Consider the following 15,565-nt stretch of genomic DNA (forward strand, 5'->3'; position numbering starts at 1 on the left):
CTTCACGCCCGGCGTTCCCGCGTCGGCGGCCTCACCTCGGCATCAGCATCCCGGCCAGGTGGTCCGAGGCCGAGGCCCCCGCCAGGGAGAGCTCGATGACGTTGGTCGCGGTGACGCTGTGGCCCGAGCGGCGGGCGAACTCGCGCACGTGCGGCTGCTGCTCGTGCTCCTCCTGCGCCAGCTCGTCGCGGTAGATGGCGTAGACGATGCGCTGCAGCGGAGCACTGGGCACGGTGTGGCAGGCGAAGAGCAGGGTGTCGGGCTCGCGGCGGGCCACCTCCTCCACCACCGCCTCGGCGAGGTCGTCGAAGTCGTCGGCGCGCCCCTCGGCCAGGGTGTAAATGGTGATGACGCCGCGCAGCCGGGACGGGCGCCCGCCGGCGCGGCCGTGCTCGGGCCCCTCGCCGTAGCCGCGGTCGTAGCCGTCGTCGTAACCGTCGTCGTAGTCGTAGTCGTCCTGCGGTTCGGCCTTGCGGCGCCGTCCGAACACGGCCTCGTCCTCCCCGTCGTCCTCCAGGGCCCCGTGGTCGTCTGGGCCCCCCTCGTCCTCGCGCCGTCCGCGGCCCCCGCCGCGGCGGCGTCCGCCCCTGCGGCGCCCCTGCGGCTCCTCGGGCTCCTTCTGCGCCCGCATGAACGCCGCCCACAGCGCCGCCAGCGCGCCGAGCATCAGCACCTGGCCGAAGACCCCCAGGCCCAGCCGGGCCACGGCGACCTCCAGCCCCACGGCCAGCGCGGCCATCCCCACCACCGGGAGCCGGTGGCCGGCGGCGCGCCCGCGCAGGGCGGCCACGGCGCCCCCGGCGAGCGCGAGGGCCGCGAAGGCGTGCACCGCCCCCAGGGCGACGCCGGGGATCAGGTCGTAGTGCTCCCCCTGCGGGGGGTAGCCGGAGCCGAAGCCGGACCGCACCGGGTCCAGCGCGAGCACCACCCCCGGGACCACCGCCAGGGTGGTGACCGCCAGGCGGGCGGCGAACCGGGCGCGCGCGGAGGCCACCGCGTACTCGAGGGCCCCCCAGGCGGCCAGCAGGGGGCCGAACAGCCCGGCGCCGATCTGCCAGATGCGGAACGTGAGCCCGGAGAACCCGAGCAGCGCACCGGGGAACGCGGCGCTCAGCGCCACCGCCAGGGCCAGGGCCGACCCCGCGAGCACCTTCGCGTAGGTCCCGCCCTCGCGCTGGGCGCGCGCGATGAGCGCCGCGGTGACACTCCAGGCCACCAGTGCGCAGACGAATGCCAGTCCTACCTCGACCATCCCGCCAATGATGCTGCACGATCGGGACCGAACGGGAATCGGACCGTTCCCCGCCAGGTGGGGACGGGTCCCGAAGGCCCAGTCCGGGGCGCCGCACATCCCCGATCCGGTACCCATTGTGAGTTGCGTCACGCCGGGCGCGGCCGGCGCCCGCACGCCCCGGCCTCCGGCCGCGGGGCCATAGGGTCGACGCCATGAGAGGCCGGGACACAGGGCGGCGCCGCGCGGCCTTCTTCGACGTGGACAACACCGTCATGCGCGGCGCGTCCATCTACCACTTCGCGCGCGGCCTGGCCGCCCGCGACCTGTTCACCACACGCGACCTGCTCCGGTTCGCCTGGGGGCAGACGGTCTTCCGGGTCGGCGGCAGCGAGCGCCCCGACCACATCAACGCCGCGCGCGAGGCCGCGCTGGCCTTCGTCGCCGGCCACCGCGTGGACGACCTCGTGGAGCTGTGCGAGGAGATCTACGACGAGTCGATGTCCGGCCGCGTCTGGGAGGGCGCCCTGCGGCTGGTCCGCCGCCACCTGGAGGCCGGGGAACGGGTGTGGCTGGTCACCGCCACCCCGGTGGAGCTGGCCGACATCATCGGCCGCCGCCTGGGCCTGGACGGCGCGCTGGGCACCGTCGCCGAGACGGTCGACGGGGTCTATACCGGGCGCCTGATCGGGGACCTGCTGCACGGCCCGGCCAAGGCCGCGGCGGTGCGCGAGCTCGCCGCCCGCGAGGAGCTGGACCTGGCGGACTGCTCGGCCTACAGCGACTCCTGCAACGACCTTCCGCTGCTGTCGGCGGTGGGCCGCCCCAACGCGGTCAACCCCGACGACGCGCTGCGCCGGCGGGCGCTGGCCGCCGGGTGGCCGGTGCACGACTTCCGCCGGCACCGCGCCGCGCTGCGCGTGGGCGTCCCCGCCGCCGCGGCCGGCGCGCTGGCCGGGGGCCTGGCCGTGGGCGCCCTGCGCCGCACCCGGCGGCGCCCCTGACCCCCGGGCGGTGTCTCAGTGACCGTCGGATATGCGGGTGGCCGCACGGTCCGCCGGCGGGGACGGCCTCGGCCATGGTCCCGGAGTCGTCGGCCGACCGCTCGTAGCCGCGGGCGGCCATGTCGATCCCGGTTGAGAGCACTCGCCGACGTCCTCCGGCGGCGCCCGGAGGACGCACGGCGCGGTTCCGGCGGAGACGCCCTGTCCTCCCACCGGCGGGCCCGGTGGTCGCCCGGCGGAGCCGAACGACTCCCCGGGCGCCGCTCAGGCGGCGGCCAGGAAGCTCTCGAACGCCTCCTGCGAGGAGTAGGAGGGGCTCCAGCCGATGGCGCGCTCCAGTTTGGTGGGGTCGAGCACGCGGTCGCAGCACAGCAGCCGCAGCTGCTCGGGCGAGTAGTCCAGCTCCCCCCGGCGGGAGAGGCCGCGCAGCACCTTCAGGCCGCGCTCGGGCAGGGCGAAGCGGTGCCGCCCCACGCGGCGCAGGCACTGCGAGAGCGGCAGCGATCCGGGGGCGGCGACGTTGAACACCCCGTCGGGGCCGTCCCCGCCGGGGCCGGCGAGCGCCATCCGGCGCACCGCCTCCACCCCGTCGTCCTGGTGGATGAACTGCATGCGGGGGTCGTAGCCGCGCACGGTGGGCACCACCCGCAGCCCGAAGTACCGGGTCAGCGGGGACTCCACCGAGGGGCCGATGAAGCTGGCGAAGCGCAGCACCGCCACCGACAGGTCGGGGCGGCGCCGGCACAGCGCGGCGGTGTGCCGCTCGACCTCGGCGGCGTCCTGGGCGTAGGCCGAGCGCGGCACCTCCCGCGCACCCGCGTCCTCGGTGCAGGGCGCGCCCGGGTGCGCCTCGCCGTAGACGGCGGCGCTGGAGCGCACCACCAGCCGCCGGACCGCGTCCGAGCGCTGGCAGGCGTCGAGCAGCTGCAGGGTGCCCAGGACGTTGCCGCCGCCGGCCGCGCCGGTACGGCGGCCGCCCGAGGGGGCCTCGGCGAAGCCCAGGTGCACCACCGTGTCGGCGCCGCTCTCGCGGACCACCTCGCCCACGCTCTGGTCGTGCAGGCGCACGGCGGCGAACTCGGCGCCGCCCAGGCTCCGCCCCGGCGGCGCCGAGTCCATGGCCACCACCCGGGACACGCCCGGGTCGGCGCTCAGGGCCTCGGCGGCCCGGGCCCCCACGTACCGGGCGGCCCCGGTGACGATCACGACGCGGCTCATCGAGGCACGCCTCCACAGATCGGGATCACACTGTCCTCCGCTCCGCCGGGGCCGCGGCCCCGGCGACGGACTGCGGTGCGCCTACTTCTTGTTGCGGCGCGCGACGCGCGTGCGCTTGAGCAGCTTGCGGTGCTTCTTCTTGGCCATCCGCTTGCGGCGCTTCTTGATGACGGAACCCATGCGATCACCTTCTCGCAGAAGACATCGGGACACGACGCACCCGGGACCGCGCCGAGGGACGGCGCGCGGATCCGTCGGGAGAGTGCGGCGGCGCGCACCGCGCGACGGCGGCGGTGCCGCACCCGATCAGCCAGCCTACCCGGTCCGGTTCCGCCGCACGCACACGCGCCTGGTCAGGCGCCGGGGACCTGGGGCCCTTCGCCGTAGAGCCCGGCGGCGGGCTCGGTGTAGCCCACGCTCACCAGCCGCTGGTCCTCGAAGGTCAGCGATGTCACGCTGGCCAGGTTGCACTGGCGCCGGTCGGGGCGGTGCCACAACCGCCGTCGCTCGGCGGCGCGGCGGGCCGTCCAGATCGGCAGCTGGTGGCTGACGCACACGGCCTCGCGCCCCCAGGCCTCCTTGCGCACCGCCTTGATCACCGCGACCATCCGGTCGGCGATCTCCCGGTAGGACTCCCCCCAGGAGGGCCGGAAGGGGTTGTACAGGTGGCGCAGCACCGCGGGGTCGGTGCGCAGCGACCGCGCGCTGACCCGCCGCCCCTCCAGCCGGTTGCCCGACTCGATCAGCCGCGCGTCCAGGCGCACGTCCAGCCCGGTCCGCTCGGCCAGCGGCGCCGCGGTCTCCTGGGCGCGCTCCAGCGGGGAGGAGTACACCGCGGCGACGTCGCGGCCCTCGAACCACCCGGCCGCCAGATCGGCCATCCGGGAGCCGGTCGCGCTGAGGTGGAAGTCCGGCAGGCGGCCGTAGAGGATCCGGTCGGGGTTGTCCACCTCTCCGTGTCTGAGCAGGTGGACGACGGTGGTCGCGGTCATCGGGCGTCGCATTCCCTTCGGTCGGCAGGAGACGGGCGGGCGGGGCGCCGCCGTGAACAGGGTAGACGCCCCGCCCCCGGCGCACGGCCGCCGGTCAGGCGCGCGCCGCGGCCTCGGCGGCCCGGGGCAGCGCCGCCAGCACCCGCTCCACGGCCTCCTCGTCGTGGGCGGCGGAGAAGAACCAGGCCTCGAACGCCGCCGGGGGCAGGTGCACGCCCTGCTCCAGCATGGCGTGGAAGAACGCCGCGAAGGCGCCCAGGTCCTGGGCGCGGGCCGCATCGAAGTCGGTGACCTCGGCGTCGGTGAAGAAGACGGTGAACAGGTTGCCGCCGCGCTGCACCCGGTGCGGAACCCCGGCCTCGGTCAGCGCCCGGTCGGCGGCGTCGGCGACCTGCGCGCTCACCCGGTCGATGTGCGCATAGACCTCGTCGGTGGCGTTGCGCAGGGTGGCCAGGCCGGCCGCGGTGGCCAGCGGGTTCCCGGACAGGGTGCCCGCCTGGTAGACGGGGCCGGAGGGGGCCAGCTGCTCCATCAGGTCGGCGCGCCCGCCGAAGGCCGCGGCCGGCAGGCCGCCGCCCATGACCTTGCCGAAGGTCACCAGGTCAGGGCGGACCCCTTCGAGCCCGTACCAGCCCGAGGCCGACACCCGGAACCCGGTGAGCACCTCGTCCAGCACCAGCAGGGCGCCGTGCCGCTCGGTGATCTCGCGCAGGCGCGCGTTGAAGCCGTCGCGCGGGGGCACCACGCCCATGTTGGCCGGGCAGGCCTCGGCGATCACGCAGGCGATGTCCCCGCCCGACTCGGCGAAGACCCGCTCCACGGCCTCGGGGTCGTTGTAGGGCAGCACGATGGTGTCGGCGGCACTGGCGCCGGTCACCCCCGGCGAGTCGGGCAGGGCGAAGGTGGCCACCCCCGACCCGGCCGAGGCGAGCAGCGCGTCGACGTGCCCGTGGTAGTTGCCCGCGAACTTGACCACCTTGCTGCGGCCGGTGGCCCCGCGCGCCAGGCGGATCGCCGACATGGTGGCCTCGGTGCCGGAGTTGACCAGGCGCACCCGCTCCACGGGCGCCCGGGCGGCGATCTCCTCGGCCAGCTCCACCTCGCCCTCGCTCGGGGCGCCGAAGGAGGTGCCCTTGGCGGTGGCCTCGTTCAGCGCCTCGACCACGGCGGGGTGGGTGTGCCCGAGGAGCAGCGGCCCCCACGAGCAGATGAGGTCGACGTAGGTGTTGCCGTCGACGTCGGTCAGGTAGGGGCCCCGCCCCGAGGCCATGAAGGGCGGGGTGCCGCCCACGGCGCCGAAGGCGCGCACGGGCGAGTTCACCGCGCCGGGGACCACGGCGCAGGCGCGTCGGAACAGCTCAGCGGATGTCTCATGTGTAGCCACAGCCCCAGTGTGGCACCGGTGCACCGGTCCCGCGGACCGGCCCGGGGACCGGCCCGGGGACCGGCCCGCGGGCCGCACGGGCGCGCCCCGCCCGAGCGGCGCGGGCGCGGCACGGATACCTTTCTCCCGACGCCGTCCGATCGTGCGGCGGCGTCCGATTCCCGGTGCCACCGAGCTGCTGGCACGGCCGATCCACCCGAGGGAGCGAGGGGACCATGACCGAGGTGTACGCCACCGCCGACCTGATCGACGCGCACGGGGACGCCCTGCAGAGCTGCGAGACCCAGTTCCGGTCCTACGGCGGCCGCACGGCCTTCCACGGGCCCATCGCCACGATCGCGTGCCACGAGGACAACGCCCTGGTCAAGGAGCAGCTCAACCAGCCCGGCGAGGGCTGGGTGCTGGTGGTGGACGGCGGCGGGTCGCTGCGCACCGCCCTGATGGGGGACATGATCGCCCGCGCGGCGGCCGACAACGGCTGGGCGGGCGTGGTGATCTTCGGCGCGGTGCGCGACACAGCCGAGCTGGCCGGGCTGGACCTGGGCGTCAAGGCGCTGGGCTCCAACCCGCGCAAGTCGGCCAAGACGGGGGCCGGGCGCCTGGACGTGCCGGTCGCCTTCGGCAACACCGTCTTCGCCCCGGAGGCCTGGCTCTACGCCGACGCCGACGGCATCCTCGTCGCCGAGGAGCGGGTCGAGGCCTGAGGAGCGGGCGGGGACGCGGGCGGCGCCCCGACGGCGGGCGCCCGGTCCGGGACCCTAGGGGGTGTTCCTTGGATCAGGCCCTAGACGAACTCCTCGCAGGCGTCCGCCAAGACGTCCAGGACGGCGATCGGGTCGGGCAGGCCGGGCCCCTCCTGCGGGCTGCGGATCCAGGCGGTGCGGCCGCCCCCCGGCATGAGGGAGGGCGCCGCCGGCACATAGCTGTTGCGGCAGTGCCAGCGCAGGCCGGGCGTGTCCTCCAGGGTCTCGGGCACGCAGTCCAGATGGCACGACCACCACTCGTCCTCGTCCGAGGGCGAGCGGGTGGCCACGAAGAACAGGTACCGGCGGGCGTCCACCGCCGCGACCGGCCCGGGGGCCGCCCCGGCGCGGTCCATCCGGGCCATGGCCATGACCCCCGCCTGCGCCGGGACGTCGAACACGTCGAAGACCCGCCCGGTCGGCAGGATGACGTTGGACTCGGGCTGGGCCGTCCACCAGCGGTCCACGACGGCCGCGTCGGTGGTGGCCTCCACCGCCCAGGCGGCCGAGACGGGGTGGGCCGCCGGGTCGGGGCAGCCCAGGCGGTCGCAGCCGCAGGCACGCCCGCCCATCGTCGACGGCGCCGCCCCGCGGCACACCGGCCAGCCCATCGCCGCGTAGGCCAGGGCCGCCTCCCGCATCCCGCCGTCCGGTCCGCCGCGCCGGCCGTGCCTGCGCCGCCGCCGGTTGAGTACGTCCGCCATCGCTCGGCCTCCCCGCTCGTCGTCTCCTGCCGGAGCGGGGTGCTCGCCTGGTGCCCCGTCCCGGTCCCGTCCCGGCCCCGGGTCACCTCAGCATTCGCGCGGCCTCCGTCGCCCAGTAGGTGAGGATCTGCGCGGCCCCCGCCCTGCGGAGGCCGGTCAGCGTCTCCAGCACCGCGCGGTCGCGGTCCAGCCACCCCTTCTCGGCCGCGGCCTCCACCATGGCGTACTCGCCGGAGACCTGGTAGGCCGAGACGGGCACCAGACACTCCCGGGCCACCTTCGCGATGATGTCCAGGTAGGCCAGGCCCGGTTTGACCATCACCATGTCGGCGCCCTCGGCCACGTCCAGCGCCACCTCGCGCAGGGCCTCGTCGGCGTTGGCCGGGTCCTGCTGGTAGCCGGAGCGGTCGCCGAACCGCGGCGCCCCCTCGGCCGCGTCGCGGAAGGGGCCGTAGAACGCCGAGGAGTACTTGGCCGCGTAGGCCAGGATCGGCACCTGGGTGTAGCCGGCGCCGTCCAGGGCCGCGCGGATCGCCGCCACCTGGCCGTCCATCATCCCGCTGGGGGCCACCACCTGCACCCCGGCCGCGGCCTGGGCGACCGCGATGGAGGCGTAGCGCTCCAGGGTGGCGTCGTTGTCCACCTCGCCGGTGGGGGTGAGCAGCCCGCAGTGCCCGTGCGCGGTGTACTCGTCCAGGCACAGGTCGGCCATCACCACCAGGGCGTCGCCCACGTCGGAGTCCAGGTCGCGCAGGGTGCGCTGGACCACGCCGCCGGGGTCGTCGGCGGCCGAGCCGCGCTCGTCCTTGTACTGCGGGATGCCGAACACCATCAGCCCGCCCACGCCGGCCTCCGCGGCCTCCTGGGCGGCCTTGCGCACGCTGTCCCGGGTGTGCTGGACCACCCCGGGCATCGACACGACCGGGTTGGGCTCGTCGATGCCCTCCTTGACGAACACCGGAAGGATGAGCTCCTCCGGGCGCGGCCGGGTCTGGGCCACCAGCCGGCGCAGCGCCGGGGTGCGGCGCAGCCGGCGCGGTCGGGCGGCGGGAAAGCGGGCGTTCATCGGCGTGGTCCCCCTCGGCGGGCGGTGCTGCGGCGGTGCGGACCGGTCACACGGATCACAGGGTCTTGCGGCGGCGGCCGCGCCGCTTCTGGCTCGGTTTGAGCGCCGGCTTGCCGGCCTCCCGCGCCTCGGTCCGCTGCCTGGAACCGTACTCCGAAAGCGCGGCCGCCAGGGCCGAAACCGACGTGGTCGGCGCCACAACGTCCACGCGCAGGCCGTACTCCTCGGCGGTCTTGGCGGTCTCCGGGCCGATCACCGCGATCACCGTGGTGTTGTGCGGCTTGCCGGCGATGCCCACCAGGTTGCGCACCGTGGAGGAGGAGGTGAACAGCACCGCGTCGAACGCGCCGCCCTTGATCGCCTCGCGCACCGGGGCGGGCGGCGGGGCGGCCCGCACGGTGCGGTAGGCGGTCACGTCGTCCACCTCCCAGCCCAGGTCGGCCAGGCCGGCCGAGAGGGTCTCGGTGGCGATGTCGGCGCGCGGCAGCAGCACCCGCTCGATCGGGTCCAGCTCGGCGTCGTAGGGCGGCCAGACCTCCACCAGGCCGGCGCCGGACTGGCGGTCCGGCGGCGGGGCCAGGTCGGGCTGGATGCCGAACTCACGCAGCCGGGCGGCGGTCTGCTCGCCCACGGCGGCCACCTTGACCCCGGCGAACGCCCGCGCGTCCAGCCCGTACTCCTCGAACTTCTCGCGCACCGCGCGCACCGCGTTGACCGAGGTGAAGGCGACCCACTGGTAGCGGCCGGTGACCAGGCCGCGCACGGCCCGCTCCATCTGCTGCGGGGTGCGCGGGGGCTCCACCGAGATGGTGGGCACCTCCTCGGGCACCGCGCCGTAGCCGCGCAGCTGCTCCGACAGGCTCGCCGCCTGCTCCTTGGTGCGCGGCACCAGCACCCGCCAGCCGAACAGCGGGCGGGTCTCGTACCAGGACAGCTCGGGCTGGCGGGCCACGCCGGGCCCCATCATGAACAGCGCCGGAGCGGTGGCGTGGTGGCCCTTGGCGTCGAACGACTTCAGGTCGGCGACCAGCCGGGACAGGGTGGAGACCACGGTGGTCTGCTCGGTGGTGCCGCCCATCCGGGTGACCGCCACCGGGGTGGAGCCGGGGTGGCCGCCGGCGACCAGGGTCTTGCACAGCCGGTCGAACCCGGGGCCGGCGGAGCGGTCGGACTCGGGGGCGTCGGGGAACATCACGGCCAGCGACACGTCGGAGCGCCCGGCCAGCTCGGAGGCGACGCGCTCCCAGTCCACCGAGGCGTCCTTGCCGTTGACCACCCGCACCTCGCCGGTGCCGCGCGGCATCATCGGGACACCGGCGAAGGCGGGGACCGCGGTGACCGAGGAGAGCCCGGGCACCAGCTCGAACTCCACCCCGGCCGCCCGGCAGGCCTCGGCCAGCCCGTCGGCGCGGCAGCCGAACACCGGGTCGCCGCTGTAGAGCCGCACCACCCGGGCGCCCTGCCCGGCCCGGCGCACGGCCTCCTCGTCGGCGTCGCCGCCGCACTCCTCGGCGGGGACGAACTCCACGTCCTCGCGGCAGTGGGCGAGCAGCGCCTCGCGGTGCTTGGCCAGCTCCGGCCCCGGCTCGCGCAGCCCGAACACCACGTCGGCCTCGGCGAGCACCTGGGCCCCGCGCAGCGTGAGCAGCCCCGCGTCCCCGGGGCCCGCGCCCACGGCGGCCACCGGCCCGGGGGCGGCGGCGCTCGCGTCGGTCTGCGGCTCAGGCGGATTCATCGTGCGCACGCTCCTCGTGGTCTCATGCTCCGGCGCCCGGTCCGGCGTCGCCGCCCCCGATCTGCCCCGGGTCGGCGACGATCCGGTCGGCCCCGTCGGCGATCATCGAGCGGGCCAGCTCGCGCCCCAGGTCGGCGGCGGCCTTGACCGACGCGGGGTCCACGTCCAGCTCGGCGGTGCGCTCGGCGCGCACCTGCTGGACGCCGTCGGTGGAGGCGACCGCGGCCCGAAGGCGCAGCAGCCCCCCCTCGAACCGGGCGTAGGCGCCCACCGGTGCGGCGCAGCCCGCCTCCAGTTCGGCCAGCACGGTCCGCTCGGCGGTGACCGCCAGCCGGGTGGCGGTGTGGTCGACGGCCGACAGGTAGGCCAGGTCGGCCGCGGCCCGGTCGGCCCGGCATTCCACGGCCAGGGCCCCCTGTCCCGGGGCGGGCAGCACCCGCTCGGGGTCGAGGACGTCGGTGACCGCGTCGGTGCGGCCCACCCGCACCAGCCCGGCGTAGGCCAGCACCACCGCGTCCACCTCCCCGGAGCCCACCTTGCCCAGGCGGGTCTCGGCGTTGCCGCGGATCGGCACGTAGTCCAGGTCGGGGCGGTGCGCGGCGAGCTGGGCGACGCGCCGCGGCGAGCCGGTGCCCACCCGGGCCCCGGCCGGAAGGTCGTCCAGGGCCAGCCCGTCGCGGGCGCACAGCGCGTCGCGCGGGTCGTCCCGCTCGGTGACCGCGGCCAGCACCAGCCCCTCGGCGGGGGCGGTGGGCAGGTCCTTCAGGGAGTGCACGGCGAAGTCCGCGCCGCCCTCCAGAAGGGCGTCGCGCAGCGCGCTGACGAACACCCCGGTGCCGCCCAGCTGGGTCAGGTGGGCGCGGGTGACGTCGCCGAAGCTGGTGATCAGCTCCAGCTCCACCGGCACCCCGGTGCGCTCGGTGACGGCGTCGGCCACCAGCCGGGACTGGGTGGTGGCCATGGTGCTGCGCCGGGTGCCCAGCCGGGCGGTGCCCGACCGCGGGGCGTCCTGGGTGCTCACGCGTCCTCCCCTGAGACGGGCTCGGGCCGGCGCACGGCGTCCGGGGCGTCCGGGTCGAGCCCGAACAGCTCGCGCAGCGCGTCCCCGTAGGCGTCGCCGCCCGGACGGGCGGCCAGCTCCTTGACCCGCACCGTCGGCTGGTGCATCAGTTTGTCCACCACCCGGCGCATGGCCCGGGTGATCTCCTCGCGCTCGCGCTCGCCCAGGTCGGGCAGGCGCCCCTGGAGCCGGGCCAGCTCACCCTCGAGGACGTCGTTGGCCTTGGCGCGCAGCGCCACCACGGTCGGGGCCACCAGGTCGGCGCGGCGCACCGCCTCGTACTCGGCGGCCTCCTCCTCGACGATCCGCCGCACCAGGGGCACGGCGCCGGTGCCGGCCTCGGCGCCGGGCGCGCCCTCGGCGGCCGCGCGGCGCAGGTCCTCGATGTCCACCAGCTCGGCGCCGGACAGGTCGCGGACGCGCTCGTCGACGTCGCGGGGCAGCGCCAGGTCCAGGAAGACCACCGGCCGGGTGCGGTGCGGGGCCGCCTCCAGGGCGGCGCGCACGTCCTCGGCGGTGAGCACCAGGCCCTGGGCGCCGGTGCAGGAGACGACCAGGTCGGCCTCGGCGACCGCGGAGGCGGCCCGGTCGAAGGGCACGGCGCGGCCGGCCATCGGCTCGTAGGCCTCGGTCAGGCACTCGGCCAGCCGCTCGGCGCGCTCGGCGGTGCGGTTGGCGACCGTCACCGAGGTGGCGCCCTGGCGGGCGACGGTGTTGGCGGCCAGGGCGCTCATCGATCCGGCGCCCAGCACCAGCGCCCGCACGCCGGTCAGCGCCTGGGGCTCGGGCAGGGCGGCGTCGGCCTCGTCGGCGGCCGGGCCGCCGGCGCCGGCCGGGCAGGCGGCGGGGGCGGCAGGGGCGGCGGAGACGGGCCCCGCCGAGCCGGGGCGCAGCCGCTCCAGGGCCACCTCCAGGCCCAGCGTGACCATGTCGGCGCCGGCCTGGTCGAGGTGGGTCTCGGTGTGCGCGCGCTTGCCGACCCGCAGGGCGCGCTGGCCCAGGTCGTTGAGGACGCGGCCCAGGGTGCCGCCGTGCTGGGCGTCCTTGAGCGCGTTGCGCACCTGGCCGAGGATCTGGCCTTCGCCGACGACCATCGAGTCCAGGCCGCAGACCACGGAGAACAGGTGCTGGACGGCGCGTTCCTCGTAGTGCACGTAGGCGTGCTCGGTGAGCTCGGCCAGGGACACGCCGGTGCGCTCGGACAGCAGGGAGGTGATGGCGTTCAGGGCCGGGTGGAAGCGGTCCACCTCGGCGTAGACCTCGGTGCGGTTGCAGGTGGAGACCATCAGCACCTCGGCCACCGCCGGGGAGGCCGCCATCTCCGACATGAGTTTGAGGCGCTCTTCACCGCTCAGCGCGGCGCGCTCCAGCAGCGCCACGGGCGAGCTCCGGTGACTCAGCCCAACGGCGAGGACACTCATCTGCACTCCAATGCGGCGATCGCGGTGGCGGTCGCTCTCACGTCTTCTCCGTCGCGTCGATCCACCCCGCCTCGGGGGGCGCCTGCCCGTCGGCCTTCCGCTGCTCGTGGAAGGCCAGGATCTGCAGTTCGATGGACAGATCGACCTTACGCACATCGACGGCCGGAGGCACACTGAGGACGACCGGCGCGAAGTTCAGCACACTGGTGACCCCGGCCTTCACGAAGCGGTCGCACACCCCCTGCGCCGACACGGCCGGCGTGGCGATCACTCCGATGGAGACGTCCTCGGAACCGACAACGTCCTCCAGTGTGTCAATATGCCGTACCACCAGCCCGGCGACCTCGTCGCCCACGACCCGCCCGTCGGCGTCGAACAGGGCGGCGATGCGGAAGCCGCGGGTGCCGAAGCCCCCGTAGTTGGCCAGTGCGCGGCCGAGGTTGCCCACCCCGGCGATGGCCACCGTCCAGTCCTGGGTGAGACCAAGCTCACGGGAGATCTGGTAGACGAGGTAGTCGACGTCGTAGCCGACGCCGCGGGTGCCGTAGGAGCCCAGGTGGGACAGGTCCTTGCGGAGTTTGGCCGAGTTGACCCCCGCGATCGCGGCCAGGTCCTCCGAGGAGACGGTGAGGGTGCCCCGCTCGGCCATGCCCTGGAGGGCGCGCAGGTAGACCGGGAGCCGGGCGACCGTCGCCTCGGGGATGCCCCTGTCCTTGGGGCGGGGTGATCGGGGGGTCACGGGCGTGCGCTCCTGATCGGCGGTGGTCGGGTGGTGGGTCCGTGCCGTCATGTCCCGGACGGCCCCCCGCCAGCGCGCGCGACGCGCCGCGGGGACCCCTGCGGCGGCGGATTCTCGCCCCTCAGATTACGCCCTTGTGAAAGTACGCACAAAGTAGGGGCCGGTTGCGCCACCGCCCCTGCTAGGCGCCGGTGAGCGCGGCGCGCAGGCGCTTCTCCGAGACCCGCCAGAAATCGTGCGGCGCCCCGTCGACGAAGGTGACCGGGATCCGCTCCCAGTACTCCTCGCGCTCCTCGGGCGGGCAGTCCTCCAGGTCGCGCACCTCGTACCCGGTGCCCAGGTCCTCGGCGACCCGGCGGATCACCTCCAGCGCCTCCGCGCACAGGTGGCAGCCGGACCTGCCGAGCATGCTGATGCGCACGTCCCCGTCGGCGGCGGGCCCCATCGCCTCGCACCCCTTCCCCGAGTCCCCGCGGCCGCCGTCCCCGGCCGGCCCCGATCCGTCATTGCGGTCCGCCCGTATCCGATCATCCGCCCGCGAACGGCGGAAGGACCTCCACCACACCGCCCTGTGTGAGGAAGACCTCGGCGTGCGGGCGCGCGCCCACCGGCCGCTCGTCCACGAGGAAGGACGAGCGCTCCAGGACCCGCGACAGCCGGTCGTCCCCGGAGCGCCTGGCACGCGCCTCCTCCAGCGCCTCGGCCAGGGTCGTCGCCGTGTACGGCTCCTCGGCCGTCCCCGCGGCCTCTTTCGCCGCAGCCCAGTACCTGATGGTTCCGCTCACCATGGATTGATTATCCTTGTGCTTCTCGGAGGCAACGAATCGAATTCTCCACCGGGGGCAACGGCGCCTTCGATCTACCGCTTCACGGCGGGGTGACGGGAAGAGACGCATGAGCCACCTGCTGCTACTGACGAACTCCAACGAACCGTCCGACCACGTGCTGCCCGCCCTCGGCCTTCTCCTCCACTCGGTGCGCGTGGCCCCGGCCGAGCCCGGCGCGCTGCTGGCCCAGGGGGCCGAGCGCACGGGGGGCGCCGTGGACGCCGTCCTCGTGGACGCGCGCAGCGACCTGGCCTCCGCCCGCAACTTCTGCCGGCTCCTCGATACCACGGGACTGGACTGCCCGCTGATCGCGGTGCTCACCGAGGGCGGCGCCGCGGCGCTCACCCCGGACTGGCAGGGGGGCGNGGCTGGCCGTGGGCCAGGCCGACGCCGGCGCCGACGACCCGGACGAGATCCGCCGCGGCGACCTGGTCATCGACGAGGCCACCTACATCGCCCGGCTGCGCGGGCGCATCCTCGACCTGACCTTCAAGGAGTTCGAGCTGCTGAAGTTCCTGGCCCAGCACCCGGGCCGGGTCTTCACCCGGGCCCAGCTGCTGCAGGAGGTCTGGGGCTACGACTACTTCGGCGGCACCCGCACCATCGACGTGCACGTGCGCCGGCTGCGCGCCAAGCTCGGCGCCGAACACGAGTCGCTGATCGGCACCGTGCGCAACGTGGGCTACCGGTTCGTCCCGGACTCGCCCAAGTCCGCCGACGCCGCCGCGGCGCCGGCCCCCGAACCCGCGCCCGCCGACCACTGACCCGGGTCCCGTGCGGATCTGCGCGGTCCCGCGCAGTCCCGTGCGGCCGGGGAGGCCCGGGAGGCCCCGTGCAGGTCCGCGGGGCCTCCCGGGTGCGCATGGGCCTCGTGCCGGACGCCGCGAGGGCCTAGGATGCATGCGCAGACCGCCGCAGCACCCCGAGGAGGCGACCGTATGCGCGCCGCCGCTGGCGTCCCGCTGACCACCGCGTTCATCGGGTCCACCCTGGTCGCGATCGCGCCGCCCGCGGCCGCCGCGGCCCCGCTCACGGTCGAGCTCACCCCCGGGGGGCAGGTCGTGGAGCAGGGCGGGACCGTCGAGCTGACGCTCACGGCCACGTCCGGGGCGCCCAAGGTGTGCGTGTACACGCCCACGGTCGACGCGGGCTTCACGGTGGGCGACACCGACTCCGAGACCGCCCCCGTGCGCACGACGGTCACCGGCACGCCCGACGAGAGCGTGATGGTCACCGCCACGGTCCCCTACGCCTCGGTGGACGAGGAGCAGGCGTGCTCGGAGGTCCCCGCCGAGGAGCGCAAGACCGCGCAGTCGCTGCCGGTCAAGGTGGAGGTGCTCGACCCCGAGCCGAGCCCGAGCCCGACGCCCACGCCGACCCCCACGCCCACCGATCCGCCGACCGATCCGCCCACATCGCCCNCACTCCGACCGATCCGCCG

Annotated in this window: 15 protein-coding genes and 1 pseudogene; 3 read left to right on the forward strand and 13 right to left on the reverse strand. The window is 75.5% G+C overall.

Translation table 11 applies throughout. The features are described from left to right. Positions 1-31: 31 nt before the first annotated feature. Positions 32-1,252: a putative quinol monooxygenase gene (locus D450_RS0108110; protein WP_017538172.1), complete on the reverse strand. Its 1,221-nt coding sequence runs from the start codon at positions 1,250-1,252 to the stop codon at positions 32-34. A gap of 194 nt (positions 1,253-1,446) precedes the next feature. On the opposite strand from D450_RS0108110, the gene D450_RS0108115 reads away from it, so the two are divergent. Then, positions 1,447-2,235 carry an HAD family hydrolase gene (locus D450_RS0108115; protein ID WP_017538173.1) on the forward strand — a complete coding sequence of 263 codons (789 nt, stop codon included), beginning with the start codon at positions 1,447-1,449 and terminating at the stop codon, positions 2,233-2,235. Positions 2,236-2,499: 264 nt separating this feature from the next. Here the strand turns inward: D450_RS0108115 and D450_RS0108120 are convergent, their stop codons facing one another. The 4 genes from D450_RS0108120 to hemL form a co-directional block, all read right to left on the reverse strand. Then, entirely contained in the window at positions 2,500-3,453 is a 954-nt protein-coding gene (locus D450_RS0108120; protein ID WP_017538174.1) for an NAD-dependent epimerase/dehydratase family protein, read from the reverse strand. A gap of 81 nt (positions 3,454-3,534) precedes the next feature. After that, positions 3,535-3,633 (reverse strand): 30S ribosomal protein bS22, encoded by a 99-nt coding sequence (locus D450_RS32320; RefSeq protein ID WP_013155353.1) that lies wholly within the window; start codon positions 3,631-3,633, stop codon positions 3,535-3,537. A gap of 173 nt (positions 3,634-3,806) precedes the next feature. Next, complete coding sequence (locus tag D450_RS0108130; protein WP_017538175.1) at positions 3,807-4,445, reverse strand: histidine phosphatase family protein; 639 nt, start codon at positions 4,443-4,445, stop codon at positions 3,807-3,809. Positions 4,446-4,539: 94 nt separating this feature from the next. Continuing rightward, positions 4,540-5,829, reverse strand: a complete 1,290-nt coding sequence (hemL, locus tag D450_RS0108135; protein WP_051063559.1) for a glutamate-1-semialdehyde 2,1-aminomutase — start codon at positions 5,827-5,829, stop codon at positions 4,540-4,542. Positions 5,830-6,044: 215 nt separating this feature from the next. Between hemL and rraA the strand changes: the two genes are divergently transcribed. Continuing rightward, positions 6,045-6,533, forward strand: a complete 489-nt coding sequence (gene rraA / locus D450_RS0108140) for a ribonuclease E activity regulator RraA (RefSeq protein ID WP_017538177.1) — start codon at positions 6,045-6,047, stop codon at positions 6,531-6,533. A gap of 80 nt (positions 6,534-6,613) precedes the next feature. Here rraA and D450_RS0108145 read toward each other — a convergent pair whose 3' ends face one another. The 8 genes from D450_RS0108145 to D450_RS0108180 all read right to left on the reverse strand — a co-directional run bounded on the left by D450_RS0108145 (position 6,614) and on the right by D450_RS0108180 (position 14,085). Further along, complete coding sequence (locus D450_RS0108145) at positions 6,614-7,276, reverse strand: bifunctional DNA primase/polymerase (RefSeq protein ID WP_017538178.1); 663 nt, start codon at positions 7,274-7,276, stop codon at positions 6,614-6,616. 82 nt (positions 7,277-7,358) lie between these two features. Further along, the gene (gene hemB, locus D450_RS0108150) at positions 7,359-8,342 is read right to left on the reverse strand and encodes a porphobilinogen synthase (protein ID WP_017538179.1); all 984 of its coding nucleotides are present in this window, start codon (positions 8,340-8,342) and stop codon (positions 7,359-7,361) included. 55 nt (positions 8,343-8,397) lie between these two features. Further along, complete coding sequence (locus D450_RS0108155) at positions 8,398-10,077, reverse strand: bifunctional uroporphyrinogen-III C-methyltransferase/uroporphyrinogen-III synthase (RefSeq protein ID WP_017538180.1); 1,680 nt, start codon at positions 10,075-10,077, stop codon at positions 8,398-8,400. A gap of 22 nt (positions 10,078-10,099) precedes the next feature. After that, positions 10,100-11,098, reverse strand: coding sequence for a hydroxymethylbilane synthase (gene hemC / locus D450_RS0108160; RefSeq protein WP_017538181.1), 999 nt, complete (start codon positions 11,096-11,098; stop codon positions 10,100-10,102). After that, entirely contained in the window at positions 11,095-12,558 is a 1,464-nt protein-coding gene (locus D450_RS0108165) for a glutamyl-tRNA reductase (protein ID WP_026128438.1), read from the reverse strand. The genes hemC and D450_RS0108165 overlap by 4 nt, the downstream gene beginning before the upstream one ends. 37 nt (positions 12,559-12,595) lie before the next feature. Continuing rightward, a complete protein-coding gene (locus tag D450_RS0108170) occupies positions 12,596-13,297 on the reverse strand; it encodes a redox-sensing transcriptional repressor Rex (RefSeq protein ID WP_017538183.1) in 702 nt (233 codons plus the stop codon). 181 nt (positions 13,298-13,478) lie between these two features. Further along, positions 13,479-13,742 (reverse strand): glutaredoxin family protein, encoded by a 264-nt coding sequence (locus D450_RS0108175; protein WP_017538184.1) that lies wholly within the window; start codon positions 13,740-13,742, stop codon positions 13,479-13,481. 82 nt (positions 13,743-13,824) lie between these two features. Next, positions 13,825-14,085, reverse strand: coding sequence for a MoaD/ThiS family protein (locus D450_RS0108180; RefSeq protein ID WP_017538185.1), 261 nt, complete (start codon positions 14,083-14,085; stop codon positions 13,825-13,827). A 106-nt stretch (positions 14,086-14,191) separates the two neighbouring features. Here D450_RS0108180 and D450_RS29715 point away from each other — a divergent pair. Beyond that, a pseudogene (locus D450_RS29715) lies at positions 14,192-14,888 on the forward strand (winged helix-turn-helix domain-containing protein). Positions 14,889-15,565: the final 677 nt, after the last annotated feature.

It is taken from the genome of Nocardiopsis halophila DSM 44494 (genome assembly GCF_000341245.1).
GTDB lineage: Bacteria > Actinomycetota > Actinomycetes > Streptosporangiales > Streptosporangiaceae > Nocardiopsis_A > Nocardiopsis_A halophila.

Excerpts from the sequence above, each read along its gene's own strand:
- D450_RS0108175 (WP_017538184.1), bottom strand. The coding sequence starts at position 13,742 with ATGGGGCCCGCCGCCGACGGGGACGTGCGCATCAGCATGCTCGGCAGG.
- D450_RS32320 (WP_013155353.1), bottom strand. The coding sequence starts at position 3,633 with ATGGGTTCCGTCATCAAGAAGCGCCGCAAGCGGATGGCCAAGAAGAAG.
- rraA (WP_017538177.1), top strand. The coding sequence starts at position 6,045 with ATGACCGAGGTGTACGCCACCGCCGACCTGATCGACGCGCACGGGGAC.
- D450_RS0108165 (WP_026128438.1), bottom strand. The coding sequence starts at position 12,558 with ATGAGTGTCCTCGCCGTTGGGCTGAGTCACCGGAGCTCGCCCGTGGCG.
- D450_RS0108115 (WP_017538173.1), top strand. The coding sequence starts at position 1,447 with ATGAGAGGCCGGGACACAGGGCGGCGCCGCGCGGCCTTCTTCGACGTG.
- D450_RS0108120 (WP_017538174.1), bottom strand. The coding sequence starts at position 3,453 with ATGAGCCGCGTCGTGATCGTCACCGGGGCCGCCCGGTACGTGGGGGCC.
- D450_RS0108145 (WP_017538178.1), bottom strand. The coding sequence starts at position 7,276 with ATGGCGGACGTACTCAACCGGCGGCGGCGCAGGCACGGCCGGCGCGGC.
- D450_RS0108110 (WP_017538172.1), bottom strand. The coding sequence starts at position 1,252 with ATGGTCGAGGTAGGACTGGCATTCGTCTGCGCACTGGTGGCCTGGAGT.
- D450_RS0108180 (WP_017538185.1), bottom strand. The coding sequence starts at position 14,085 with ATGGTGAGCGGAACCATCAGGTACTGGGCTGCGGCGAAAGAGGCCGCG.
- hemB (WP_017538179.1), bottom strand. The coding sequence starts at position 8,342 with ATGAACGCCCGCTTTCCCGCCGCCCGACCGCGCCGGCTGCGCCGCACC.
- D450_RS0108155 (WP_017538180.1), bottom strand. The coding sequence starts at position 10,077 with ATGAATCCGCCTGAGCCGCAGACCGACGCGAGCGCCGCCGCCCCCGGG.
- D450_RS0108130 (WP_017538175.1), bottom strand. The coding sequence starts at position 4,445 with ATGACCGCGACCACCGTCGTCCACCTGCTCAGACACGGAGAGGTGGAC.